Genomic DNA, 23152 nt, shown 5'->3' with positions numbered 1-23152 from the left:
TCCGGCTTGTTTTTATAGCTTGGCGAGGCGATCCCGGATCTCGATGCGACGGCCCTGATCCGCCAGCTCGCGGCCGGGGCGGTCCGGCGCCGCCAGTGCCTTGTCCAGATAGGTTTTGGCTTCATCCTTGCGGCCCTGATCGAGCAGGAAGTCGCCGTAGAAGAAGTTGGGATCTATGCCGGTCGGGTTGATGAGCAGCGCCTGCTTGAGCAGCTGCTCGGCCTTCTCGTCATCGCCAAAGCCCACCGGCCAGCCCGGCACCTGATAGTAGAGCGAGCCCAGGCTGGTGTAGGCGGAGCCTTCCAGCGCCTTGGGATCCTGCTTGAGGGCTATCTCCAGCTTGGCCTTGGCCTCCTTGACCAGGCCCAGCGCCCCCAGCCCGCCCTTGGCACCAGCCCAGGTGCTCTTGACGATGGCAGACCAGATCAAGAGGTCGGTGCGAAAGGCCTCCTTGGCGCTGGCCTGATCGGCCCGGCCGCTCAGCTGTTCGAGGCAGTTCTCCTTGGCCTTGCCGGTCTGCTGATACTGACAGACGGCCCACTGCTGCTGGATGACGGGCAGGGCGTCGGCGGCCTGGGCCAGACCTGAGCCCAGCATGAGCAGCAGGAGGGTGCCGTGGCTGAAACGGGGGCGGAAAGTGGCGTGCTTCATCTTAACGTTCCTTCTCTGTCATGACGGAAGTGGAGTGCCCCGGATTGCCGGCAGCGGGCGCCGCGTGGCGGGCATAGCGCTCTATGATGGGTTTTTGCTTGGCCAGCGCCCGATCGACCAGGCCGGGCAGCAGGGCGTTGAGCCGCACGAACAGCTTCTCCGGCCAGCCGAGCCAGCTGCGGCGGGTTTCGTTGCACAGGGCGATGACGGCCTCCTCGGCCACGTCCTGCGGGCTGTCGGTGTGAGTGCCGAGCTCGGCATTCATCTCGTAGGCCGCCTCCGAGTTGAGGCGGGTGCGGGTGGCGCGGGGGGCGAAGTGCAGCACCTGGATGCCGGTCCCCTCCAGCTCGCGGCCGAGCGCCTCGCTGAAGCCGCGCAGGGCGAACTTGCTGGCGCAATAGACGCTGTAGCCGGCGTAGCCGATGGCACCGAAGCTGGAGCCTATGTTCATGATCACCGCCGGTTTGCGCAGCCGGGGCAGCAGCATGCGGGTGAGCTGGATTGGCGCCTCGACGTTGAGCAGCAGCTGGCGCTCGACCTGCTCGCTGTTCTGATCCTCCAGCCAGGCAAACTGGTTGCAGCCGGCGTTGTTGATCAGCACGTCCAGCCCCTCGTCCAGCGCCGGGTGCTGCAGCAGTTTGGCCCGCTCCTGTGGCGAGCCCAGATCGGCGATCACCGTCTGGTGGCGCTCCGGGTGCGGCAGCTCCTTGCAGAGGCGCTCCAGCGCACTGGCCCTGCGTCCATGCAGCAACAGGTGTGCCCCCTGGGCCGCCAGCTCCTGGGCCAGCGCTTCGCCGATCCCGCCGCTGGCGCCCGTGAGCAGCACGAGTTTTCCTTCAAGCTTCATGATGTCTGGTTTTCCGTCAGTTGATAGAGCATGTCGGCGTAGAGGCGGTAGACCACCCTGGCCGCGTGAATGATGGCGGCCTGATCCGCCGGGTCTTCCACCCGGTTCATCAGGGATTCGAAGAACTTGAGGTGCTCCTGATCCAGCGCGCCGTGGGAGCTCAGGTAGCTCATGGCCTGGGGGGGCAGGCCGAGACCCGTTTTCAGCTGATCGGCTACGGTCAGGGCGATGGCGACGCTGGTGCCTTCCAGCACCTGCACCATGCCGAAGAAGCCCATGGGGTTGCCGCGCTGTACCTGGTCGTAGAGAAAGGCCACCATCAGTTCGATGGGCAGTTCGGGCTGGCCGTGGCGCACCGCCTCGGCATCGCCACCACAGGCGCGGATGTCGCTCAGGATCCACTCCTGATGGCCGTACTCCTCGTCGATGTACTCGGCAATGGCGCCGCGCACCCATTCATACTCCTGGCCCAGCTTGCCGCCGGTGGCCATCAAGAGCGGCACCGTGTGGCGCACGTGATAGAAGGCCTGGGCGAGGAAGCACAGGTAGATGTCGCGGGAGATCTCCCCCTTGCGGCACGCCTCTATGATGGGGGCTTTGAACAGATGCTCCCGGGCCTGGGCTGTGGCTTGTTGCAGCACTTGGTAGAAGCTCATGAGGTCTCTCCTGTAAGGCATTGGCTGATCTGCCGGGAAAAGTGGTGATAAATCCGCTCGCGGCGGGGGCGACCGTTGGCGGTCAGCAGTTCCGGATGCTGATCCAGCGCCACCGGCAGCCAGTGATGGATGCGGGCGTAATCAGGCAGGCGGTGATTGAGTTGCTCGATCTGCTGGGCCAGCTGGGCGTCGGCGCCGGGCAGTGGCTGGATCAGGGCGACGTTGGCCGGTTGGCCGTCACCGAAGATCACGATGCGGGCGATGGCGGGACAGAGCTGGGCTTCCGCCTCGATCCACTCGGGGGAGAAGTTGCGGCCAAAAGCGGTGATCTGGACGTTCTTCTTGCGCCCCGTGATGTGCAGGTAGCCCTCATCATCCAGGTGGCCCAGATCGCCGGTGGCAACCAGTTCTGGCGCCGGTTCATCGCTGCCCAGATAGCCGAGCATGGCAGCCCCCTCCACCAGGATCTCGCCGTCGGCGGCGATCGATACCCGGCAGTGGGGCAGTGGCTGGCCTACGCTGCCCAGGCTGTGTCCATCCGGGCCGTTGAGCGCCACGACGGAGCCGCACTCCGACAGGCCATAACCTTCATAGACAGGCAGCCCCAGCTTGCGGGCCCGGCTGATGAGTTCGGGCGAGACCTTGCCGCCCCCCACAGCGACGAAGCGCAGGCCGGCCAGCTGCTCGGCCAGCGCCGGGTTGGCACTGCACAGGGCCAGCAGCAGGCGCAGCAGCTCGGGCACCAGCACCAGGCTGTGGGTGGGCCAGCGCAGCAGGGCCTGGGCCAGGGTGGCCGGGTCCAGCTTGCTGGAGCCGGCAAAGCCGAGCTCTCCCAGCGAGGGAATGCGGCTGCAGGCGCCGGTGAGCAACGGTACGTAGAGGCCGGTCAGGTTTTCCAGCAGTGTGGTGAGCGGCAGCAGGGTCAGATGTTTCTCAACGTTGGCCGGGGCGACCCGCTCGGCCAGCGACGCACAGACCGCCATCATCTGGGCCAGCGACAGGCAGACCCCTTTGGGCTGCCCCGTGCTGCCGGAGGTGTAGGTGATCTTGGCCGTGCCGGCCGGCAGGGGCGGCAGACTGGCAGGGGTGCGGCGCCACAGCGGCAGCTCGCCGACCGCCAGTTGCAGCGGCTCGCTGGCCTGCCAGCCGGGATGGTGGGGGCCGATCAGGGCGTCGGCGCCGCTGCTCTCCAGCAGCCACGCCTGCTGCTCCGGGCTGAAGAAGTGGGGAACCGGGATCACCACTATGCCGGCCTTGGCGCAGGCCAAGTCGATCAATGCCCAGGGCAGGCCATTGTCCAATTGCAGTGCCAGCCGGGCTATGCCGGCCTGCTGCAGACGCTCGGCCAGGGCGGACATCTGCAGCCACAACTGTTGGTAGCTGATCCTATGCTCGCCGCCACTCAGGGCCGGGCTGTGGGGGGCATGGCGGGCGAAATGGGCTATCTGGTCAAACAGCATCATAGGGCGTTCCGGTGCGGGCAGTTGAACAGGGAGGGCATGGGGGCCAGCAGGGAGAGCAGCAGGCTGCCCTGGGCCAGTGCCTGCCGTCCCTGGCCGAGATCCCCGACCATCACCTTGGGCTGGCAGTGGTAATAGGCGCCCCAGGCGCTGGCATCGTCACCCACCTTGTCGGCCTGGGCAGGGGCCAGCTCCACCGGGGTGAGGTGGAGGCGATGGAAGCTGTTGCGAAGCCGGGCTGTGCCGGTGAACACAACATAATCGAGGTCGTTGTCGCACAGCAGGCGGCAGAGCGCAGCAAACATCAGACGGGCGTTGCCCGGTTCGCTGCAGGCGAGATTGCCCACCTCTACGATGCGATTTCGCCGGGCGGGGGCACCCAGCCTTGTCTCGATGGCGACCTCTATGGGGTGGTCCAGATACTGTTCCAGATAGAGGCGTTCATCACTTGCCAACTTGAGGCCGCAGGCGCCGACCAGCAAGCCATCGGCCCGGTAGAGACCCAGCAAGCAGGGCAGGAAGTGGGGGATACGGGCATCGAATTCGTGGCTGTAGGCGGCCTGAATATAAGCCTGCAAGGCCATGACCTGTTCCGGTGTGTCGGCCAGGATCAGCCGGTAGGGGGCTTGAATGTCTGTGGTCATGGATGGCTCCTTCTTGTCTGTTAGGGTCAGACTAAAGGGGCAAACTTAAGAAACACTTAAGAGTGGGAAGAACAGCCTCATTTTTACCCAAAGGAACAGAAAACAGCCGCAACTAGCGGGGCTGCAGGCGGTTATTCCATGGGACAAAACCCCTTGTCAGCGGCCGCCCGGGCAGGCAAGCTGGCGCCCATTTCGAGCCCATCCCGGATTGGGCCTGTCACTCTTGTGAGGAAATCCCATGTGCCCGTCTCCTTGCCCGCTGTGCGGTGCAGTCGATTCCTATGCGCTGCCGGTGGCCGGCAAGCATTACCATCGTTGCCGGTCCTGCGAGCTGGTCTGGCTGGATGGCGCCGATCACCTGGGGCCGTCAGCGGAGAAGGCAGTCTATGACGGACACGACAATCAGGTGGACGATCCCCGCTACCGCCATTTTCTGATGCGCGCCTTCGGCGAGGTGCTGAGCCGGGTACCGCCACCGGCCAGTGGTCTCGATTTTGGCTGTGGCCCCGGGCCTGCGCTCATCGCCATGGGGCGGGAGGCGGGCTACCAGATGGCGGGTTATGACAAGTTCTATGCCGATCTTCCCGACTTGCTCACCCGCCAGTATGACTTCATCACCAGCACAGAGGTAATCGAGCATATCGCCGACCCGCGTGCTGCACTGGACGTGCTCTGGGGCTGCCTCAAGCCCGGCGGCATCCTGGTACTGCAGACCCAGCGGGTGCTGGACGATGACCGTTTCAAAACCTGGCGCTACCGCCATGACCCGACCCACATCGTCTTTTTTGCCGAGGCCTCGTTTCGCGCTTTGGCCATTCGCTGGCAGGCCGACGTCCTGTTTCCCCATGGGGATGTGGTTGTCTTCACCAAACCCTGAGCAGGGCGTTTTCATTTGGTCATGAGTTGGGCATGCTGATGGCCTTAAACCCCGGAACGGATGCCCCTATTTTCATGTCGATCCCTCATTTGTCACTGCAAGATGCCCGCCACCTGCAGCTCGCAGCCCAGGGGCTGCTGACCCCGCGTCGTGCCAAGGCCAAGCCTGCGGATCTGCTGGCGACCATTCGGCGTATGGCGCTGCTGCAGATAGATACCATTTCAGTGGTGGCGCGCAGCCCCTATCTGGTGCTGTTCAGCCGGCTGGGGCAGTACGATACGCGCTGGCTGGAGCAACTGCTGGCCGACGGCGATCTCTTCGAATACTGGGCCCACGAGGCCTGCTTCGTGCCGCGCGAGGATTACCGCCTGCTGCGCCATCGCATGCTGGATCCCGCCGCCATGGGCTGGAAGTTTTCGGCCAACTGGCTCGCCACCCATCAGCAGGAGATAGGCCAAATCATCGAGCGCATTCGCCAGCATGGCCCGGTGCGGGCGGCCGATTTCGAGCGCAAGGAGGGGAAGGGCAACGGCTGGTGGGACTGGAAGCCGGAGAAGCGCCATCTGGAGGTGCTCTTTACCGCGGGCCAGCTGATGGTACGCGAGCGGCGCAACTTCCAGCGGGTCTATGATCTGGCCGAGCGTATCATGCCCGACTGGCGTGACGAGCGGGATCTGCCGAGCCCGGAACAAGCTCAAAGGGACATGGTGCGGGCCAGTTGCCGGGCGCTGGGGCTGGTCAAGACCGGCTGGGTGGCCGACTACTATCGGCTGCGGCGCGGCAAATACGACGCTCTGCTCCACCAGCTGGCGGACGAGGGAGAACTGCTGCCGGTGCGGGTGGAGGGGTGGCAGCACGGCGCCTTCGTGCACGCCTCCCTTGCCGATGAGCTGGCGAGGGCCCAGGCAGGCACCCTCAAGGCGACCCACACCACGGCGCTGTCGCCGTTTGATCCGCTCGTTTGGGATCGCAAGCGAGCAAGTGAACTGTTCAACTTTGACTATCGCATCGAGTGCTATACCCCGGCGCCCAAACGCCAGTACGGCTACTTCGTGCTGCCGCTGCTGCATCGCGGCAAGCTGGTGGGCAGGATGGACGCCAAGGCCCATCGCCAGCAGGGGATCTTCGAGATAAAGAGTCTCTATCTGGAGGCGGGGGTCAGGGTGACCCGCACCCTGGCGCAGGATCTGGCCAGGGCGCTGCAGAAGCTGGCGCAGTGGCATCAGACCCCGAGCCTGCAGTACGGCGTCATTCCCGCGCCCCTGCTGGCCCTGTGGAGCGATCTTGACGGATGAGCGGCTCAGTCCTCTGAACTAAGCTGCAAGGGTAGCGAGGGAGGGAGACGATGACGCGATCCATGTTGTTGCTGCTGGGATGGGGCTTGGCCGGGCTGGTGGAGGCGGCCAAGCCCGAGGTGCAGATCTGCTTGGGAGAGGGCAACGAGTGGGCCCCCTTCACCTATTGGGAGCGCAAGGATGGCGTGCCCGACACCCGCCGCCTCACCGGCTCGGCCACCACACTGGTGCTCGATGCCCTGAAAAAACTGGGACTGTCGCACCAGGTCCGCTACCTGCCCTGGGCACGGGTGCAGCAGGAACTTGCGGATTATCGCCAGAACGGACTGTGCGAGCTGACCTGGGATGCCAGTTACAAACCCGAGCGGGCCGAGTATGCCTTCTACAGCGTGCCGCTCTACTACACCCACCTTGGTTTTTTCTATCTCAAGCGCCGCTTCCCCGAGGTGCCCGATCTGCAGACGGTAAACCGCTCCCGTGTGTGCGGTGTGATCGGCTACAACTATGCCCCCTATGGGCTGGTGCTGGAGCCGCGCCGGGTCAAGCAGTTGCAGCAGGCGCTGGACATGCTGGGGCGCGATCGCTGCGACTTCTTGCCCAGCGAGATTGAACCGCTGATGAGCGGCATCGGCCTTGGCATCTACCAGAGCGAGAGCGGTCTGCTCAACCTCGCCCTGCCCAGTCGCAAGGGCTTCTATCTGCTGGTGAGCAAGGGCTCACCACGCGCCTATGAGCTGGTGACCCGTATCAATCAGGTGCTCATCGACTTTCAGGACAGCGGCTACAGCGACGAGGTGATGCGCCGCTTCTTGCCACCGGTGGAGTGATGGCCGTAAAAAACCGGGCCTGATGCCCGGTTTCTTAATGACCGGGATGGGACCGGCTGACGGTGGGAGCCCCTCGGCAGTTCTCCGCACTCAGATGCCATCCCGTCCTTTGCCTGGACAGGCCTGAGAGCGTCTTCGCCGTGGTGTTGCATCCTTGCTGACGAAGGACACCTACCTTCGCATCAAACCAGGCAGCACCAGTGCAACGGCCGCGGCGATGCGCTCGTGGATGTCGCTGCCTGGCGCTAGCAAGCCGAGTGTCATCTGGCGCAGCGGCTCCGCCATGGTCATCGCCAGCAGCAGGTCGCTGGTTTGGGCGACATCCAGCTCGCGCAGCCAGCCCAATTGCTGCTGGCGCTGCAACCAGCTGGCCAGGGTCGCCCTGCCGCGCGCAATGCCGTTCTCCTGATAGGCCGCCAGCAGGGCATCGCGCCCCGCGAACTCATGTTGCAGCAGCCGGAACATGCCGACCGCCGGCGCGCTCAACACCTGGCCCGCAATCGCCTGCAAACCCAGCGCCAGCATATCCCCCAGCGCATCGGGGTGAGCTGCATCCTGCTCGAATGCCGGTTGGAAGGCATCGGTCCAGCTGCGTACCGCCTGCGCCACCAGCTCGTCTCGATTGGCGGCGAAGCGGTACAGGGTTTTCTTGGCGACCCCCGCCTGTTTGGCTACCGCATCCACGGTCGCGGCGCCGTACCCACCCTTCAGCAACAAGGTCAGCGTCGCCTCGGTCAGGGCGGCACGCAGGTCGGATTCCGGGGTGGCCGGCCGGCCGCGTGAAGGTACTGCGTCATCGGTTTGGTTCGACATGATTGGCTCCTGACAAGCATTGACAGACCCAGCATACAGGCATAGCGTAAATTAGGAAACGAACTTCGTTTCCTAATTTATCGGAGTCTCATCATGCATACTTCCGCTTTGTTTGCCCCCTGGGGCGTCAATGACATCAATGAGTTGCTCAGGCCGCAGCCGCTGCGCCTGGAAATGGGCCTGACCCGCAGCACCGGCGGTCTGCTGACGGTCGCCATCCGCACCGATCTGCACGGCTGCAAGGGGCGCATGCTGGATTGGTGGTTCACCTTCTTCGAGACGACCCAGCACATCAAGTGGTGGCACCCGCACGACCACGTCGAGCACCGGGGCTGGGATCATCACTGGAAAAGAGGAGAGCGCTATGTGGGGGCCAGCATAGATGCGGTGGAGTGGCTTGCCGAGCTGCCGCCAGTGGCGGCCCGCCTCAAGTTTCACGCCGCCGAAGAGGTATTCGCCCCGCAGCCGCTGCACGAGGCCCGGGAGACGCAGGCATTGTCTGCCGCCATCTGCGCCCGCATCGGCTTTGGCGATCAGGTGGCGCTGGATGAGCAGGGTGCACCGCTGGATGGCGAGATGCTGCACCTGGCGCGCGATACCCCTTATGGCTGCGTGCTGCGCAGCCGCTTCCTGCTGGGCAAGGCCTGCGCCAATCCACTTGATGAGGTGCCGGATGAGATCGGCTTCAATCTGATGCGCCACTGCTATAGCGAGTTCAGCTATCTGGCGCAGTTCCTGCCGTCGCTCTATTACGCGGAAAACGGCCGTGAACCCGCGCCGCGGCTCTGGTGAAGGGATGTGGAAAGTTGTTGCTGAGTGCCTTGTTTCATAAAGGGACCAGGCCCGCTATCGGACTGCAGTGTGAGCAGCCGAGAGGGATAATAAAAAAACCGGGCACTTGGCCCGGTTTGTCATTGCGTCAGGATGCGCTTACTGGAAGACCAGCACCATCAGCAGACCGACGGTAATGGCAGACACCAGGAAGGCGAAGCCATAGAACACATAGTGGTGCAGCTTGGTGGTATGGATCCCCAGATCATGCAGACCGTGGTAGATACGGTGCATGCCGTGCCAGATGGGCAGGGCTATGATCACCAGCAGGATGCAGGCACCCCACCAGGAGCTGGCGAACTCGAGTGCGCGTTCGTAGCTCATGGTCTCCACGTCCATGATGCCCATGGGCACCAGCAGACCTGTAATGAGGACAATCACCGGCAGCAGCATGGCAACCACCATGCCACCGGCACCAAACAGTCCCCAGTAAATGGGTTCGTCAGAACGTCTCATCATTAATCTCCTCAAGCCACGATGATCAGGATCAGCAGGGATACCACCGCCAGCGCCACATACTGGGCGATGACGATCGGCTTCTCCGGCACCAGGTCTTCACCACGGAAGATGCGCATGGCCTTGGGCGCCAGGGCGAACCAGGTCTTGGCGTGGAACAGGCAGGCTGCCAGCGCGATGACGTGGAACAGGATGGCGATCGGGCTTTGCAGGGATTCCAGCCAGCCGTTGAACGCCTCCTGACCCTGAACCAGACGCAGCAGACCCCACATCAGCACGACGGCATAGATGGAGACGAAGATGCTGGTGCCTTCGCGGATCATGTAACCGGTGTAGAAGGCATTCTTCAGCCACCAGTCTTTCTTCATTTCGCGGACGTAAGGCTTACGTTTGCTATTGGTGTTGTTCATGGTCTCATTCCTGATCTCAATCTGGCTTGAACATGGCGATCATGTAGTCCTTGGCGCTCTCGACCTTGCCAAGCTGGATGGCTGCGGCCGGATCCACACCCTTGGGGCAGACATCGGAGCAATAACCCACGAAGGTACAACCCCAGACACCCTCGTCCTGGCTGATGATCTTCATCCGCTCTTTGGACGCGCTGTCGCGGTTGTCGGCGTTGTAGCGATAGGCCAGTGCCAGGGCCGCCGGACCGGTGAACTTCTTGTTGATGCCATACTGCGGGCAGGCGGCGTAGCACAGACCACAGTTGATGCACATGGAGAACTGGTGATACTTCGCCATGTCGGCCGGAGTCTGGGTGTACTCGCCCTCGCACAGGCTGCGCGGTTCGCTCGGGATGATGTAGGGCTTGATGCTCTCCAGCTTCTCGATGAAATCGGACATGTCGACCACCAGATCGCGCTCGATCGGGAAGTTGTTGAGCGGCTCTATGGTCATCTTGCCCGGCAGATAGTCACGCAGGAAGGTCTTGCAACCCAGCTTCGGAATACCGTTGACCATCATGCCGCAGGAGCCGCAGATCGCCATGCGGCAGGACCAGCGGAAGCTCAGGGTGGAGTCGAGCTGATCCTTGATGTATTGCAGCGCATCCAGCAGGGACATCTCTTTCAGATAAGGCACCTGGAAGGTCTGCATCCAGGGCTCGTTGTCCTGCTCAGGGCGATAACGCAGGATTTCAATTTCGATCATCTCAGCCATTCTTCTTAGCCTCGTCTTGTTTCTCACCCTCGGAACCGTATACGCGTTTTGCCGGTTGGGATTTAGTGATCTTCACATCGGAGTAATCGATGGTCGGGGCGCCTTCCTGGTTGTAGAAGGAGAGGGAGTGCTTGAGGTAGTTCACGTCATCCCGCTCTTCATAACCGTCCAGACGCTGGTGGGAACCGCGGGACTCTTTCCGGTTGATGGCGGAATGTGCCATGGCTTCGGCTACGTCCAGCATGTAGCCCAGTTCGATGGCGTACAGCAGATCCGTGTTGAAGACAGAGGACTTGTCGTTGATCTTGACCTTCTTGTAACGGGCTTTCAGCTCGTTGATCTTGTCGATGGTGCCCTGCATCAGCTCTTCGGTACGGTAGATACCGACACCGGCTTCCATGGACATGCCCAACTCGTTGCGGATATCGGCCGGGTTTTCGGTACCGTCTATGTCCATCAGCGAGAGGTGTTGCTTGATCAACTGCTCGGCCTTGGCGGCCAGTGCCTGGGTGTCGCCGTGCGCCTGGGTCTTGGCGAATTCACCGGCGTGCTCGCCCGCTACCTTGCCGAATACCACTATCTCGGACAGGGAGTTGGAGCCCAGACGGTTGGCGCCATGCAGACCGACGGAGGCACACTCGCCCAGGGCGTAAAGGCCCGGCATGCGGGTGGCGCACTGACCGTTGGTCTCGATACCACCCATGGTGTAGTGGGCGGTCGGACGTACCGGGATAGGTTCCTTGACCGGATCCACACCCACGTAGGCCTTGGCCAGCTCGCAGATGAAGGGCAGACGCTCTTTCAGGTACTTCTCGCCGAGGTGGCGCAGGTCGAGGTGAACCACGTCGCCCATGGGGCCCTGGATCACGCGGCCTTTCTGCTGTTCCTGCCAGAATGCCTGGGAGAGACGATCGCGCGGACCCAGCTCCATGTGTTTGTTCTTCGGCTGGCCGACCGGAGTTTCCGGGCCCAGGCCGTAGTCTTGCAGGTAGCGGTAACCATCCTTGTTGACCAGGATGCCGCCTTCACCACGACAACCTTCGGTCATCAGTATGCCGGTGCCCGGCAGACCGGTCGGGTGATACTGAACGAATTCCATGTCGCGCAGCGGCACGCCGTGGCGGTAGGCCAGCGCCATGCCGTCACCTGTGACTATGCCACCGTTGGTGTTGTAGCGGTAAACGCGACCGGCGCCACCTGTGGCCAGAATGACGGACTTGGCCTGGATGAAGCGGGAGACGCCGTTCTGGATATCGAAGGTCAGCACGCCCTGCACGCGACCGTCGTCCACGATCAAGTCCATGCAGAAGTGCTCATCAAAGCGCTTGATGCTCGGGTACTTGATGGAGGTCTGGAACAGGGTGTGCAGAATGTGGAAACCGGATTTGTCTGCCGCGAACCAGGTCCGCGGGATCTTCATCCCGCCGAAACGACGCACGTTGGCCTTGCCGTCCGGCTTGCGGCTCCAGGGGCAACCCCAGTGCTCCAGCTGGATCATCTCGTTGGTGGCGTTGTTGACGAAGTAGTCGACCACGTCCTGCTCACACAACCAGTCGCCACCGGATACGGTGTCGTTGAAGTGGTTTTCGAGGGAGTCATCATCACGGACAACACCGGCGGCACCGCCTTCTGCGGCAACTGTGTGGCTGCGCATCGGGTAGACCTTGGAGATCAGGGCGATGTCCAGATCCGGGTGTGCTTCTGCTATGGCGATTGCGGCACGCAGGCCACCACCACCGGCACCGATGATGGCGACATCGGTCTTGATAATATCCACATCTGCCTCCTTAGGGATAGATTTGCTGGGCACGATTTTGCTCTATGAAAAAAATTCAGGCTTGATGCAAGTCAAACTGGTTTGTTTTAGTGCTTGGCAATGGTGACTTTTATCAAAATCACCCCATTCCATGGATGAAAACGCCGTAATTATCGCCATCCTTCAGTTATCGGTATCAGCCGCTGTCATTGCTATGGTTATTTTAAGCTCAGGATTATACGTAGTTTTCTTTCAAAAAAATGAGAAACACCTCTCTTTTTAGGTATTACCCATAAAGTTTTTAAGTTTTTTATCAAAAATATTTAATAAGAATTATTCACGGATTGGCTAATGGCGCGGATGAATTCAAAAAACTAATCCGAAAGTCGGTCTTGATGCGTTGCTTTATGACGAGATACCGCTTCGTATGAGAATTTCCATCCCCATAGTCCCGATCGTTGATATGGTAATAACTATTGAAACAAAAGCATTTTTTCATAAAAAAAGGGGCCTGTGTGGCCCCTTTGATTTACGCCGATCAGATGCGGAACATGCCGACCTGATTGCTCAGTTCACCTGAAATATTTTTAAGTTGTTCAGACAGATGGCGAGAACTGTCGGCGTCTACCGCCAGTTCGTCCGACACATCCTTGACCGCCTGGATGTTGCGGCTCACCTCATCGGTCACGGCGCGCTGCTCCTCGGCGGCGCTGGAGATCTGGGTGGCCATGTCGGAGATCTGGTTGATGGAGGCGGTGATCTGCTCCAGCGCCTGCGTGGCATCGTTCGCATCTTCCACGCTGTTCTGGGCCAGCAGCTGGCCTTCGTGCATGGTACTGACGGCGCCCTGGGTGTTGCGTTGCAGCGTCTCTATCATGCTGCGGATCTCGACGGTGGAGCTGTGGGTACGCTGTGACAGCACCCGCACCTCGTCGGCCACCACGGCAAAGCCACGACCCTGTTCACCGGCCCGCGCAGCCTCGATGGCGGCGTTCAGCGCCAGCAGGTTGGTCTGCTCGGCTATGCCCTGGATGGTGGAGAGTATTGTGTTGATCTCCTGCGCGTTCTTCTCCAGTTCCTGAATGATGCCGGAGGCCTGTTTGACCTGGGTGGCGAGATCCGTGATGGAGCGCTGGTTGCGGGCGATAACCTGCTTGCCGTGATCACAGCTGCTGGAGGAGCTGCGGGCCGCATCTGCGGTCTGTTCGGCGTTGCTGGCCACTTCCACCGCGGTGGCGGACATCTCGTGCACTGCAGTGGCGATCTGGGAGATCTCGTTTTGCTGGCGAGCCAAGCCCTGGCTGGATTTCTCCGCCATGTTGTGGGAGGACTTGGCCTGCTGGTTCAGTTGGCCGGAGGAGTTGGAGATATCCTGCACCATCACGTGGATGCGATCGATGAAGGTGTTGACGTGCTTGGCCACGACCCCCACCTCGTCTTCACGCTCGATCTTGACGCGGCGAGTCAGGTCACCGTTGCCGCGAGAGAGATCGGCAATCGCTTCCCCCAGGGTTTTCAGCGGGGCCAGGGAGCCGTTGATGGCGACGTAGGAGAAGCCGGCCACGATGAGAATGGTGAGCAGGCCTTGCAACAGGGCGGAAGTGACCATGCGCGACACGGACTGATAGGCAACCGCCTCATCCACCACTATGCCGAAATACCAGTTGGTGTTGGGGATCTCGGTCAGGTCGAACACGCTGGGTTTGCCGCTGATCTCCATCTCCGAGATGGTGTTGTCATGGGCCAGCTCGTTGACCTTGGCGGCGGTTAGATCCGGGGAGATGGCGGTCGCCTGTTTGAGGGCCAGCTCCTTGTCCGGGTGGGCTATGATGGTGCCATTGCTGTCCACCAGGATGGCGTAGGTGCCCTCCGAGTTGATGGCCAGCACATCGCGTACCAGCGCATCGATGGAGACGTCACCGGCGATCACCCCCTGGGTATTGCCGCGGGTGAAGGGCTCGGCGATGGTGATGATGAGTTGACCCGTGGTGATGTCGGCGTAGGGCGCCGTGATGGCGAGCTTGCCGGCAGCCATGGCGTCCTTGTACCAGGGGCGCTGACGGGGGTCATAGCCGGCCGGCAGATTGGTCGGCTTGCTCTGGATCATCTTGCCATCTTTCGTGCCCGCATAGACCAGATCGAAGTTGCCGGCATTCATGGATTGGGCCAGATGGCTGATGGGTTCGTCTTCCTTGGTGAAGGCCTCCTTGGTGGAGGTGACCATGCTGATCCGGGCGTCCAGCCAGCGGGAGATGCCTTTCACATTGGCAGCCGAGCTGTCGTCGATGAAACTCCAGATAAGGCGTTGGGTTTCGCTTCTCAGTTGGGAGGTGTTGTACCAGACCTGCAGGCCTGTGATGACCAGGATAATGACCCCGATGGCGAGGACAAGTTTGTTCTTGATGGATAAGTTCATATTTACATCCTTGTGAGCGTCAGTCTGCGATGTGTCGTTTTATTGTTATGAGCCAACTGTTATCGGCCAAAGTCGAACTTTTTGTATCCCGGTGCGCACTTAAATTTATAGCCTAAATCAGCATTTATCGATCTCCTGCCGAAATAATGAGTCCGATCAGGCCGGAGTAAGGAAGCGGTCCGGCCGGTTGGTAAATATCCCGTCCACCCCCATGGCGGCCAGTGCCGCCAGGTCGGCAGTGTGATCGACCGTATAGACCAGCACCTTCAAGCCCCGTCGATGGGCATCCATGACCAGCGCTGCCTCGACAAAGTCCAGGTCGCAGTTGAGCGACCAGGCTCCGAGCTCGGCCGCAAACGCCGCCAGGGTGAGGGGTATGGTGGCGGTCAAGGCTCCCAGTCGGATCTCGGGCCGCAGGGCGGCAAAGCGGGCCAGCTCAGGATGGTGGAAGGAGGAGACGACCCAGTGCGCTGGCGTGAAGCCGAGCTCCGCCTCGGCACGCCGGGTCAGTCGGGCCACCTCGTCGGCTGTTTGTGCCCCTTTCAGCTCGATATGCAGCTCGGCCTTGCCGGCGATGGCCTCCATCACCTGCCACAGGGTCGGGATAGGCTCCCCTTCCCCCGCATCAAGTCCCGCCAGATAGGCACGGGATTGCGCCGTCAGCACGCCGCTGCCGTCGGTGCAGCGTTCCAGTCGCCGGTCGTGGAAGACCCACAGCTCGCCGTCGGCCCGCTGCACATCTATCTCTATGGCCTGAGCGCCCAGTGTCAGCGCGAGCCTGATGGCCTTGAGGGTATTTTCCGGCGCCAGCCCGCTGGCGCCGCGATGGGCGATGATTTGCATGATATGGCTCCTGTTGCGCCGCGATCAGGCGCGGCTCAGTCGAATGTCGATCTGCTGGTGCGGCAGCCCCAGCCCCTGTTGTTGCAGCTTCTCCAGCACCAGCGAGTGCACCTCATGAGTGATGGGCATGCGGTGATCCATGCTGTTCACATAGAGCCGGATCTCGTAGATCAGCGCCGAGTCGGTGAATTCGATCAGGAACACCTCGGGGGAGGGGGTCTCAAGCACCAGGGTGGAGGCCCGGATCGACTCTTCCAGAATGGTCTGTACCCGCCTGGGCTCCTGGGTCAGGCCGATGCGGATGCGCAGCCGTACCCGGGTGATGGCATCGGACAGGGACCAGTTGATGAACTGCTCTGTGATGAAGGCCTTGTTGGGGACGATGATCTCCTTCCTGTCCCAATCCACTATGGTGGTGGCGCGGGTCTTGATCTTGGTGACTGTGCCGGTCAGCTCGCGGATGGTGACTGTGTCGCCGAGCCGGATCGGTTTCTCGAACAAAATGATGAGACCCGAGACGAAGTTGGCGAAGATCTCCTGCAGGCCGAAACCTAGGCCGAGAGAGAGGGCAGCCACCATCCACTGCGCCTTGGACCAGTCGATGCCGAGGATGGAGAAACCGCTCAGCGCCCCCACCACCAGCACTATGTATTTGGTGACAGTGGTAATGGCAAAGCCGGTGCCGGGGGAGAGGCTCAGGTGCTGGAGCAGGGTCAGCTCCATCAGGCCAGGCAGGTTGCGGGCCGTGACCACGGTCAGGATGAAGGTAAACGCCGTCAGCATCAGATCCTGCAATGTGATGGCGGAAAGCTGCTCTATGCCGCCAATCTTGCTGGTGACCTGCCACACCTCTATGCTGCGCAGGAAGCTGAACGCCGAGTTGAGTTCGGACCACTGCACCACCACCAGCATGGTGAAGCCCAGCATCAGCAGGGTGCGCACCAGCCCCAGCGACTGGGCGCTGATGGTATCCAGATCCAGCTCTGTATCTTCCACCACGTCCGGGATCTCCGAGCTGAGCTCGTCGTGCCCCTCCTCCCGGCCGCGTTGGGCCAGTATCTCGGCCCGCTTGCTCTTGGCCCGCTCGAAGGCGAGACGGCGGCGCTGGATCAGCATCCAGCGGTGCGCCAGATAGTAGACGAGCAGGCAGCCCAGCCCCATCAGCAGGCTCAGCTCCAGCTGGCGCAGCAGGATGCGCGAGGTGTAGAAGTAGCCGAGCAGGGAGCCGATCACTGCCAGCAGCGGGGCCAGCATCAGGCTGTTCCAGATGAAGTGGTGCAGCAAATGCGGCTTGGTCATGTCGGCCTGGCCCCAGGTGAGCGGCAGCCGCTCCCGGTTGAGACGAGCAAAAAACAGCAGCAGCCAGAGGGCGCCGACGATGAAGGCCATCCGGCCGAGGGAGTCGTAGAAGGCGTGATCCTGATAGCTGTTGGCCATCCCCTGCACGAAGAAGCTGGGGATGATCACCAGCAAGAGGGTGCGAAACTGGCTCCACACCTTCTGCACCCGTTCTTTCTGCCAGCGAAAATGGAGGCTCAGGATCCCCTTCTCCAGCGTCAGGTGACGCGCCATCAAGAGTGCCAGCAGCAGGAACCAGATCTCGCCGAGACCGCGGGCCACCGCCACCGCGAACGGATATTGCCAGGCGCCGTCGAGCAGGCCACGCACCATCAGCACCATGGCGGGCAGGGGCAGGGAGGCAAGCAGGGAGCGCATCAGCAGCCGGCTGGTGAGGCTGAACTTGTCCTGGGTCACCTTGCCGATACGGGGCGCTATGTGCTGGCTGTATTGGGTCAGATGGCGGGCCAGCTTGAACCAGCACCAGGCCAGCACCAGGATGCCGATGCCGGCGAAGGTGAGGGTGATGGGGTTGTTCTCGGCGATGGCCCGGGGCAGTTGCAACCAGTTGACCGGGTTGAGGGCGAGGCCGAGAGCCGCCGGTACCCCGAGCAGCACGGCCGGGGTGAGCGGGCGCACGTCCGGCATCCAGAACAGGTGGCTGGCACTGAGATCGCGGATCTCGTCGATCTTGCTGTTCTGGCGACTGTAGAGCAGCTTGAGCCGGGTCTGCTCCTGAATGAGGCTGTCGGAGGCGTCGTTGAGCCTGGTCAATAGCTGGCGACGGGCCTTGAGCAGGTTGTCGAGCACCGCCTGCTGGGAGCGGTCGAGGGCCATCTCATCGGTGGCCATCAGCTGCTCGCGCAGCTGGCGCGGATCCTTGAGCGCGTCCTGCTCCGTCTCGTACTGGTACTTGGCCATGCGCGCGTTGACGATGGCGGATTCCAGCTTGTCGAGGGGGAAGTAGGCCGGCAGATCGGAGAGCTTGCTGCGCAGGTTCTCGCCGTAGGCATTGCTGATCTGCAGCCACTCCAATTGCTCCCGCACCGAGTTGACCAGATCGTTCAGGGTCGAGAGGTTCTTGTCGATGGCCCTTTGATCGTCCTGCACCCGCTCTATCTGATCCTCCAGCGCACCGAGCTGGATGGAGAGCGCCTGGTTCTGCTGTTGCTGTTCCAGCAGCAGCGGCATGTCGGAGGTGAGTTGCTTGCGCAGCCGCTCGCTCTCCGCCAGCGCCAGCTCCGTCTTCTCCCGTCGCAGCTGGTTCTGCTGGTTGAGCAGGCTGGTCTGCCACTCGTCCTCGTCCGTGATGGCGAGGTTGAGCTCCTGCAGCTTCAGCTTGCCGAGATCGTTACGCTGCTGGGCGGAGAGTTGCTCCAGCTCCAGCATCTGGATCCGGTCGGACAGGCTCTGCTCCTTGAGGCGGGTGACCAGCTGCTGGGCCTCCTGCTGGCGATCCGATTCGCTGCTGAAGCTGAGCCGATCGAGCAGGGTGCGGGTCTGCTGCAACTGCTTGCGCAGCTCGTCGACCCGCAGGTGATACTCCTGGCCCGTGCTCTCCAGCTGGTTGAGGCTGTCCATCACAGCCTGGCGCTCCTTGCGCAGGTTGAGCTGGCGGTTGCTGCTCAGGCCTATGGCCTGGCGCAGCGGCTCCTCCTTGAGGGAGGAGAGCGGCGGGCGAGACTGGGGCTGATAGTTGTGCAGGCTCTCCTTGAGGCGGGCCGACTCCTTGGGGTAGTCGATGAGGATCTGCTGATAGGCCTTGCCCTGCTCGCGATAGCGCTGGGCTTCCCGGGCAAATTGCAGCGCCTGCTGATAACTTTCCCGCAACTTCTGGTTTTCCGGGCTGTCGGTCTTGGGCACGCTCTGCAGCAGCTCCTCCACCTGGGTGATGGCGTCATTGGCCTGAGCGAATGCAGGGGAGAGGCAGAGGGAGAGCAGCAGCAGGGAGAGCAGGCGTTGCAACATGGCGCACGTTTCCGTTCATGAGAGGTCGCCCTAGCCTAAAGCAGGGGCCGAGGCGGGTAAAGTTTTCCATATTAATGATTTGTAACATAAATAACGGGCGATCCGGACCTTGTTTGGCTATTATTCCGGCCGTTTTCCCCTCCTTAGAGCATCTTATGTCAGCAGTCGATCTGGGCACTGCCCCCCTTTCCCGCCTGTTTTGGCGCTACGTCACGCCGACCGTGGCCGCCATGCTGGTCACCGGCATCTATGTCACCATAGACGGCATCTTCGTCGGCCATATCCTGGGCCAGGACGGGCTGGCGGGCATGATGCTGGCGTATCCCATCTGCGCCGTGCTCTATGCGGTGGGGGCGCTGATCGGCATGGGTTCCTCGTCGCTCGCCTCCTTCTACCTCGGCAAGGGGGAGCCGGCGAAGGCGCGCCACATAGTCGGCAATGCGCTGGTGATGGTGCTGCTCGCTTCGGCCGTGCTCGCCTTTATCGGCATCAATTATGGGGATGAGATGCTGGCCTGGATGGGGGCCGAGGGGCTCATATTCGACGCCGGGCTCGCCTATCTGCAGTGGTACGCCTGGCTCGGAGTATTTGCCGTGCTCTCCATGGCGTTCACCGCCCTGCTGCGCAATGACGGGCGACCCGGTCTCGCCACCTGGATCCTGGTGGGCGGCGGCGTGCTCAACGTGCTGCTCGATTACCTGCTGATGGCGGTCGTCCCCTGGGGCCTCGCGGGGGCGGCCATCGCCACCATGCTCTCCCAGGCGGTGACCGGCGGTCTCTGTCTGTGGCACTTCTTCACCCCGCGCAGCCAGTTGCGCATTCGCTGGGATACGCTGGTACCGGACTGGCGACTGATGCGGGAGACGCTGCGGCTCGGGGTATCGAGCTTTCTGATGTACCTCTACCTGTCGGTGGTGCTGGCGCTGCACAACAAGGCGCTGCTGGCGGTGGGCAGCTCGCTGCACGTGGCCGCCTATGGCGTCATCAGCTACAGCGAGGCCTTCTTCTATCTCATCTTCGAGGGGATCGCCATGGGCATACAGCCCATCGCCAGCTTCAACGCGGGGGCGGGCAACTGGCAACGGGTGCTGCGGGTGCGCAACCTGGCGCTGGGTGTCACCCTGCTGGTGGCGCTGTGCGGCATGATCCCGCTCTATCTGTGGCCGGAAGGGGTGGTCTACCTGTTTGCCGGCGACAACGCGGCCCTCTTGCCGGTGGCGAGCCTCGGCATCTGGCTCTACTTCTGGGGGCTGCCGATGGAAGGGCTGTTGCTGGTGGGGGCCACTTACTTCCAGGCCATCAACCGGGCTCGCATCGCCTCCCTGCTTACCGGTGGCAAGCTGGTGCTGATCGGCGGCTTCCTGTGGGGCTTCTCATCCCTGTGGGGGGTGGCCGGGGTCTGGCTGGCGTTGCCGACTTGCAGCACTGTGCTGGTGCTGGTGATGTGGTGGGCCATGCGCAAGGAGGCCGGACTGCACGCCGCCGCTTGATACGCCGTCATCCGTCCATGAAAAAGGCAGCCCAGGCTGCCTTTTTCGTTTTATCCGGCCTGCTCATCACAGCAGATGGACGGGATTGGCTGTCTCGAGTCAGGGCTTGAAGGCGCCGATGAAGATGGCGGGATCGACCCGGGCATCGTTGAGGCTGACGTTCCAGTGCATGTGGGGACCTGTGGCGCGGCCGGTGGCGCCGACTCGGCCGACTATGCCGCCACGGGGCAGGGTCTGGCCCAGCTTCACGTCGATCTTCGACATGTGGCAGAACATGCTGATCAACCCCTGGCCGTGGTCGACGAAGACGGTGTTGCCATTGAAGAAGTAGTTGCCGATCAGGATCACCTTGCCCGCCGCTGGTGACTTGATGGGAGTGCCGGCACCGACCGCGAAGTCGAGGCCTGAGTGGGGGTTGCGCTCTTCGCCGTTGAAGAAGCGGCGCAGGCCGAACGGGCTGGAGAGCGGGCCCTGCACCGGCTTGTCGAACAGCAGGTTGCTGGGCAGGACAGGACTGAAGGTTTGATAGGCGCGGGTCTGCTCCGCCAGTTCGCGGTTGATGCGGGTCATGTCTTCGGCCAGCGGGTTGACCTGGCGGCTGTTTTTGAGCTTGATGTGCTGCTCGCGGTAGTGCTTGTTGCCGACCGTGAAGCCGAGGCTGCGACCATCATTCACCGTCAGGGTATGAGCCCCTTGCTGGCTTTTGAGGGGAATGCCGACGATGGCGATCCAGCGGCGATCCTCTTCCCGCACCACCAGCACGGGCTTGCCCTGATAACGGGCGGCGGGGGCCTGCGCTGCATTGCCAAGCGGCACCACGGCAACGCCGCCCGGCACCGGATGGTTGAGCAGACGGCTAATAAATCCCTCGGCGAGGGCACACTGGCTGGCCAGCAGCAACAAGATACAACAAACGACTCTCATGACGGTTCCACGTTATGGGTTGGGTCAAACGAACCAGGGCAAGGGCATCAGGACGCGGGCTGGAAGCGCTGATAGATGGCTTCCATCTGGACCGACACCTCCTGGCGGACCAGATCCAGCTCCAGCATGTCCTGCACGACTTTCAGCTGGCTCGGGTTGAGGAAGGCGCGGCTGCTCTCCAGCACGCGCTGGGTATAGGCCTTCTGGTTCTCCAGATAGGTGCCGGCATCGCCGCTCTCCTGCTGGGCCAGTTGCTGGTTGGCATCGCTCAGCAGACGCGTCAGGGATTGGCGCTGGGTCGGGGCCAGCAGCTCGCCGCGCTCCGCCAGTCGGCCCTGGATCTCCAGCAGGCGGTTGATGTCGCCCGAGTAGAGCTCCTGTTCCAGCCGGGTGCGGGTGTCGTCACCCAGCAGGTTGCTGATGTTGCTCCAGATGCGCTGGCTCTCCTGCTCGTAGGCATCGGGGTGATCGAAGCCGAGGCGATAGAGCTCGCGCAGCTGCTCCTGCACCTGAGCGCGCACGTCCTCTACCACGTCCAGCCGATCGAACACTGTGGTGAGCTGGCTGCCCTGCTCGGCATCGTAGAGCCGCTCTATCAGCACAGAGCCGTCGCTGGACTGGCTCCACTGGCTGATGGCGGCCTCCAGCTCCGGATTGGGGGCCATGGCCTCCTGTGCGGGGGCGGGCTCACCCTGCGATCCCTTGCCGGGCAGCTTGGCCATCAGGTTCTGACTGGCGCTCTGGCTGGCCGCTGTGTCGCACTGGGCCAGGGCTGGGCCGTCGGCGGCGTCGGGTTGCGGCTGGGGCGCTGGGGGGGCGGATTGATCCTGCCATTGCCAGAGGTTGAGCAGCAGGGAGGCCAGCAGGATCGGCGCCAGATGAAGTGTACGCATCTTGGATTCTCTTGAATAAGTGAATGCCCCTGGTGCGGGGGTCTCTTATGATAACCGTAACGCCTGATACAAGCAGCCCTGACGTGCGAAGCAGCAACCGGCGATCGTCTGCCATTGAGTCAGCCGGCCCATGGCTCTAGAATCGGCAGCCAGCCCGTCATCATCTGAGGAAACGTTATGAATGGATTGTCCCCCCTGCGCGCCGAGCCCGCCCGTCACCCCATCGGGCGTGGCTGGGTCTGGGTGCGATCCGGCTTCGATATTTTCAACAAGGGCATGGGCGTCAGTGTCGCCATGGTCCTGATCTGGTTCGCGGTCGGCCTGCTGCTGGAACGCCTGCCGGCGGGCGGCCTCATCTCCCAGTTGCTCTACATGGTGTGGGGCGCGGGCTGGGTGGTGGTGGCCCAGCGTGGCTACGAGGGCAATCAGCTCAAGTTTGCCGACTTCTTCGCCGGGTTTCGCAACAAGCTGACCCCGCTGATGCTGGGTGGCCTGCTGGTGCTGGCCCTGTTCATTCTGATCGGGCTCATCTGCCTCGGGCTGCTCTCCATGTGGGGGTTGACCTCCCTGCTGACCCAGGATCCCGAGTCCATGGTGGTGAGCGTGGCGCAGGCGCAGGGGCTGCTGCTCTGCCTGCTGCTGGGGCTGGCACTGCTGATCCCGGTGTTGATGGCCATCACCTTTGCGCCCGCCCTCATCTATTTCCACGATGTCGGCATATTGCAGGCCGCCAAGCTCAGCTTCAAAGGTTGCCTGACCAACATGTGGCCCTTCTTCTGGTGGGGGCTGATCGCCGCCGGGTTGATGCTGTTTGGCGCCGCCCTGATGTTGATCGGCCTGCTGGTGGTGATACCGGCCCTCAATTACTCCATCTATGTGGCGTATCGGGACATCTATCTGGATGTGTCTCAGGAGGCGCCGTCCGAGGCTCCGCTGACCGGCTTCGAAGCCTGATCCGGATGCGGGTAATCGGATGTCATGAACAAGAAGGGGCCTGCGGGCCCCT

Annotated in this window: 21 protein-coding genes; 6 read left to right on the top strand and 15 right to left on the bottom strand. The window is 62.3% G+C overall.

Going from position 1 to position 23152, the window contains the following annotated elements:
- Nucleotides 1–12 precede the first annotated feature (12 nt).
- From AACQ95_RS10340 to AACQ95_RS10320, 5 genes are read right to left on the bottom strand one after another with little or no spacing between them, the layout of a single operon-like run.
- Nucleotides 13–651, bottom strand: a complete 639-nt coding sequence (locus AACQ95_RS10340; RefSeq protein WP_241278528.1) for a tetratricopeptide repeat protein — start codon at nt 649–651, stop codon at nt 13–15.
- A 1-nt stretch (nt 652) separates the two neighbouring features.
- The gene (locus AACQ95_RS10335; protein ID WP_241278527.1) at nt 653–1498 is read right to left on the bottom strand and encodes an SDR family oxidoreductase; all 846 of its coding nucleotides are present in this window, start codon (nt 1496–1498) and stop codon (nt 653–655) included.
- Nucleotides 1495–2154: a TenA family transcriptional regulator gene (locus AACQ95_RS10330; RefSeq protein ID WP_241278526.1), complete on the bottom strand. Its 660-nt coding sequence runs from the start codon at nt 2152–2154 to the stop codon at nt 1495–1497. The genes AACQ95_RS10335 and AACQ95_RS10330 overlap by 4 nt, the downstream gene beginning before the upstream one ends.
- Complete coding sequence (locus tag AACQ95_RS10325; protein WP_241278525.1) at nt 2151–3617, bottom strand: AMP-dependent synthetase/ligase; 1467 nt, start codon at nt 3615–3617, stop codon at nt 2151–2153. The genes AACQ95_RS10330 and AACQ95_RS10325 overlap by 4 nt, the downstream gene beginning before the upstream one ends.
- Nucleotides 3614–4258 carry a thermostable hemolysin gene (locus tag AACQ95_RS10320; protein ID WP_241278524.1) on the bottom strand — a complete coding sequence of 215 codons (645 nt, stop codon included), beginning with the start codon at nt 4256–4258 and terminating at the stop codon, nt 3614–3616. The genes AACQ95_RS10325 and AACQ95_RS10320 overlap by 4 nt, the downstream gene beginning before the upstream one ends.
- 238 nt (nt 4259–4496) lie before the next feature.
- Between AACQ95_RS10320 and AACQ95_RS10315 the strand changes: the two genes are divergently transcribed.
- The 3 genes from AACQ95_RS10315 (at nt 4497) to AACQ95_RS10305 (ending at nt 7257) form a co-directional block, all read left to right on the top strand.
- Nucleotides 4497–5135, top strand: coding sequence for a class I SAM-dependent methyltransferase (locus tag AACQ95_RS10315; RefSeq protein ID WP_005317224.1), 639 nt, complete (start codon nt 4497–4499; stop codon nt 5133–5135).
- A 74-nt stretch (nt 5136–5209) separates the two neighbouring features.
- Entirely contained in the window at nt 5210–6430 is a 1221-nt protein-coding gene (locus tag AACQ95_RS10310; protein ID WP_241278523.1) for a winged helix-turn-helix domain-containing protein, read from the top strand.
- Nucleotides 6431–6480: 50 nt separating this feature from the next.
- Nucleotides 6481–7257, top strand: coding sequence for a substrate-binding periplasmic protein (locus AACQ95_RS10305; RefSeq protein WP_241278522.1), 777 nt, complete (start codon nt 6481–6483; stop codon nt 7255–7257).
- Nucleotides 7258–7428: 171 nt separating this feature from the next.
- Here AACQ95_RS10305 and AACQ95_RS10300 read toward each other — a convergent pair whose 3' ends face one another.
- Nucleotides 7429–8070, bottom strand: coding sequence for a TetR/AcrR family transcriptional regulator (locus tag AACQ95_RS10300; protein ID WP_241278521.1), 642 nt, complete (start codon nt 8068–8070; stop codon nt 7429–7431).
- Between the two features lie 93 nt (nt 8071–8163).
- Here AACQ95_RS10300 and AACQ95_RS10295 point away from each other — a divergent pair, with 93 nt between their 5' ends.
- Nucleotides 8164–8862, top strand: a complete 699-nt coding sequence (locus AACQ95_RS10295; RefSeq protein ID WP_241278520.1) for a DAPG hydrolase family protein — start codon at nt 8164–8166, stop codon at nt 8860–8862.
- A 138-nt stretch (nt 8863–9000) separates the two neighbouring features.
- Here AACQ95_RS10295 and frdD read toward each other — a convergent pair whose 3' ends face one another.
- From frdD to mscM, 7 genes are all read right to left on the bottom strand, one after another.
- Nucleotides 9001–9357 carry a fumarate reductase subunit FrdD gene (gene frdD, locus AACQ95_RS10290; RefSeq protein WP_042867662.1) on the bottom strand — a complete coding sequence of 119 codons (357 nt, stop codon included), beginning with the start codon at nt 9355–9357 and terminating at the stop codon, nt 9001–9003.
- Between the two features lie 11 nt (nt 9358–9368).
- Nucleotides 9369–9767, bottom strand: a complete 399-nt coding sequence (locus AACQ95_RS10285; protein WP_021138209.1) for a fumarate reductase subunit C — start codon at nt 9765–9767, stop codon at nt 9369–9371.
- A 16-nt stretch (nt 9768–9783) separates the two neighbouring features.
- A complete protein-coding gene (locus AACQ95_RS10280) occupies nt 9784–10518 on the bottom strand; it encodes a succinate dehydrogenase/fumarate reductase iron-sulfur subunit (protein WP_043135695.1) in 735 nt (244 codons plus the stop codon).
- Entirely contained in the window at nt 10511–12295 is a 1785-nt protein-coding gene (frdA, locus tag AACQ95_RS10275; protein ID WP_043555131.1) for a fumarate reductase (quinol) flavoprotein subunit, read from the bottom strand. Before frdA ends, AACQ95_RS10280 begins: the two co-directional genes overlap by 8 nt.
- A gap of 517 nt (nt 12296–12812) precedes the next feature.
- Nucleotides 12813–14690, bottom strand: a complete 1878-nt coding sequence (locus tag AACQ95_RS10270) for a methyl-accepting chemotaxis protein (protein ID WP_043555132.1) — start codon at nt 14688–14690, stop codon at nt 12813–12815.
- A gap of 156 nt (nt 14691–14846) precedes the next feature.
- Nucleotides 14847–15533 (bottom strand): glycerophosphodiester phosphodiesterase, encoded by a 687-nt coding sequence (locus AACQ95_RS10265; RefSeq protein ID WP_241278519.1) that lies wholly within the window; start codon nt 15531–15533, stop codon nt 14847–14849.
- A 24-nt stretch (nt 15534–15557) separates the two neighbouring features.
- On the bottom strand, nt 15558–18839 hold the full coding sequence (gene mscM / locus AACQ95_RS10260) for a miniconductance mechanosensitive channel MscM (protein WP_241278518.1): 3282 nt from the start codon (nt 18837–18839) through the stop codon (nt 15558–15560).
- A 155-nt stretch (nt 18840–18994) separates the two neighbouring features.
- Here mscM and AACQ95_RS10255 point away from each other — a divergent pair, with 155 nt between their 5' ends.
- On the top strand, nt 18995–20329 hold the full coding sequence (locus tag AACQ95_RS10255; protein WP_241278517.1) for an MATE family efflux transporter: 1335 nt from the start codon (nt 18995–18997) through the stop codon (nt 20327–20329).
- Nucleotides 20330–20428: 99 nt separating this feature from the next.
- On the opposite strand, the gene AACQ95_RS10250 is transcribed toward AACQ95_RS10255, so the two are convergent.
- Nucleotides 20429–21253 carry a M23 family metallopeptidase gene (locus AACQ95_RS10250; protein ID WP_241278516.1) on the bottom strand — a complete coding sequence of 275 codons (825 nt, stop codon included), beginning with the start codon at nt 21251–21253 and terminating at the stop codon, nt 20429–20431.
- Nucleotides 21254–21300: 47 nt separating this feature from the next.
- The gene (locus tag AACQ95_RS10245) at nt 21301–22146 is read right to left on the bottom strand and encodes a hypothetical protein (RefSeq protein ID WP_241278515.1); all 846 of its coding nucleotides are present in this window, start codon (nt 22144–22146) and stop codon (nt 21301–21303) included.
- 177 nt (nt 22147–22323) lie between these two features.
- Here AACQ95_RS10245 and AACQ95_RS10240 point away from each other — a divergent pair, with 177 nt between their 5' ends.
- Nucleotides 22324–23100 (top strand): BPSS1780 family membrane protein, encoded by a 777-nt coding sequence (locus tag AACQ95_RS10240; protein WP_241278514.1) that lies wholly within the window; start codon nt 22324–22326, stop codon nt 23098–23100.
- Nucleotides 23101–23152 lie beyond the last annotated feature (52 nt).

This window comes from Aeromonas sp. MR19 (assembly GCF_963899305.1).
Classification (GTDB): domain Bacteria; phylum Pseudomonadota; class Gammaproteobacteria; order Enterobacterales; family Aeromonadaceae; genus Aeromonas; species Aeromonas bestiarum.
Note: the sequence above shows the minus strand (reverse complement) of the source record. Positions and strands in the feature narration are given on the sequence as shown.

Excerpts from the sequence above, each read along its gene's own strand:
- AACQ95_RS10280 (WP_043135695.1), bottom strand. The coding sequence starts at position 10,518 with ATGGCTGAGATGATCGAAATTGAAATCCTGCGTTATCGCCCTGAGCAG.
- AACQ95_RS10325 (WP_241278525.1), bottom strand. The coding sequence starts at position 3,617 with ATGATGCTGTTTGACCAGATAGCCCATTTCGCCCGCCATGCCCCCCAC.
- mscM (WP_241278518.1), bottom strand. The coding sequence starts at position 18,839 with ATGTTGCAACGCCTGCTCTCCCTGCTGCTGCTCTCCCTCTGCCTCTCC.
- AACQ95_RS10255 (WP_241278517.1), top strand. The coding sequence starts at position 18,995 with ATGTCAGCAGTCGATCTGGGCACTGCCCCCCTTTCCCGCCTGTTTTGG.
- AACQ95_RS10265 (WP_241278519.1), bottom strand. The coding sequence starts at position 15,533 with ATGCAAATCATCGCCCATCGCGGCGCCAGCGGGCTGGCGCCGGAAAAT.
- AACQ95_RS10245 (WP_241278515.1), bottom strand. The coding sequence starts at position 22,146 with ATGCGTACACTTCATCTGGCGCCGATCCTGCTGGCCTCCCTGCTGCTC.
- AACQ95_RS10305 (WP_241278522.1), top strand. The coding sequence starts at position 6,481 with ATGACGCGATCCATGTTGTTGCTGCTGGGATGGGGCTTGGCCGGGCTG.
- AACQ95_RS10250 (WP_241278516.1), bottom strand. The coding sequence starts at position 21,253 with ATGAGAGTCGTTTGTTGTATCTTGTTGCTGCTGGCCAGCCAGTGTGCC.
- AACQ95_RS10320 (WP_241278524.1), bottom strand. The coding sequence starts at position 4,258 with ATGACCACAGACATTCAAGCCCCCTACCGGCTGATCCTGGCCGACACA.
- AACQ95_RS10330 (WP_241278526.1), bottom strand. The coding sequence starts at position 2,154 with ATGAGCTTCTACCAAGTGCTGCAACAAGCCACAGCCCAGGCCCGGGAG.
- AACQ95_RS10295 (WP_241278520.1), top strand. The coding sequence starts at position 8,164 with ATGCATACTTCCGCTTTGTTTGCCCCCTGGGGCGTCAATGACATCAAT.
- AACQ95_RS10335 (WP_241278527.1), bottom strand. The coding sequence starts at position 1,498 with ATGAAGCTTGAAGGAAAACTCGTGCTGCTCACGGGCGCCAGCGGCGGG.
- AACQ95_RS10240 (WP_241278514.1), top strand. The coding sequence starts at position 22,324 with ATGAATGGATTGTCCCCCCTGCGCGCCGAGCCCGCCCGTCACCCCATC.
- AACQ95_RS10300 (WP_241278521.1), bottom strand. The coding sequence starts at position 8,070 with ATGTCGAACCAAACCGATGACGCAGTACCTTCACGCGGCCGGCCGGCC.
- AACQ95_RS10315 (WP_005317224.1), top strand. The coding sequence starts at position 4,497 with ATGTGCCCGTCTCCTTGCCCGCTGTGCGGTGCAGTCGATTCCTATGCG.
- frdD (WP_042867662.1), bottom strand. The coding sequence starts at position 9,357 with ATGAGACGTTCTGACGAACCCATTTACTGGGGACTGTTTGGTGCCGGT.
- AACQ95_RS10340 (WP_241278528.1), bottom strand. The coding sequence starts at position 651 with ATGAAGCACGCCACTTTCCGCCCCCGTTTCAGCCACGGCACCCTCCTG.
- AACQ95_RS10270 (WP_043555132.1), bottom strand. The coding sequence starts at position 14,690 with ATGAACTTATCCATCAAGAACAAACTTGTCCTCGCCATCGGGGTCATT.
- AACQ95_RS10310 (WP_241278523.1), top strand. The coding sequence starts at position 5,210 with ATGTCGATCCCTCATTTGTCACTGCAAGATGCCCGCCACCTGCAGCTC.
- AACQ95_RS10285 (WP_021138209.1), bottom strand. The coding sequence starts at position 9,767 with ATGAACAACACCAATAGCAAACGTAAGCCTTACGTCCGCGAAATGAAG.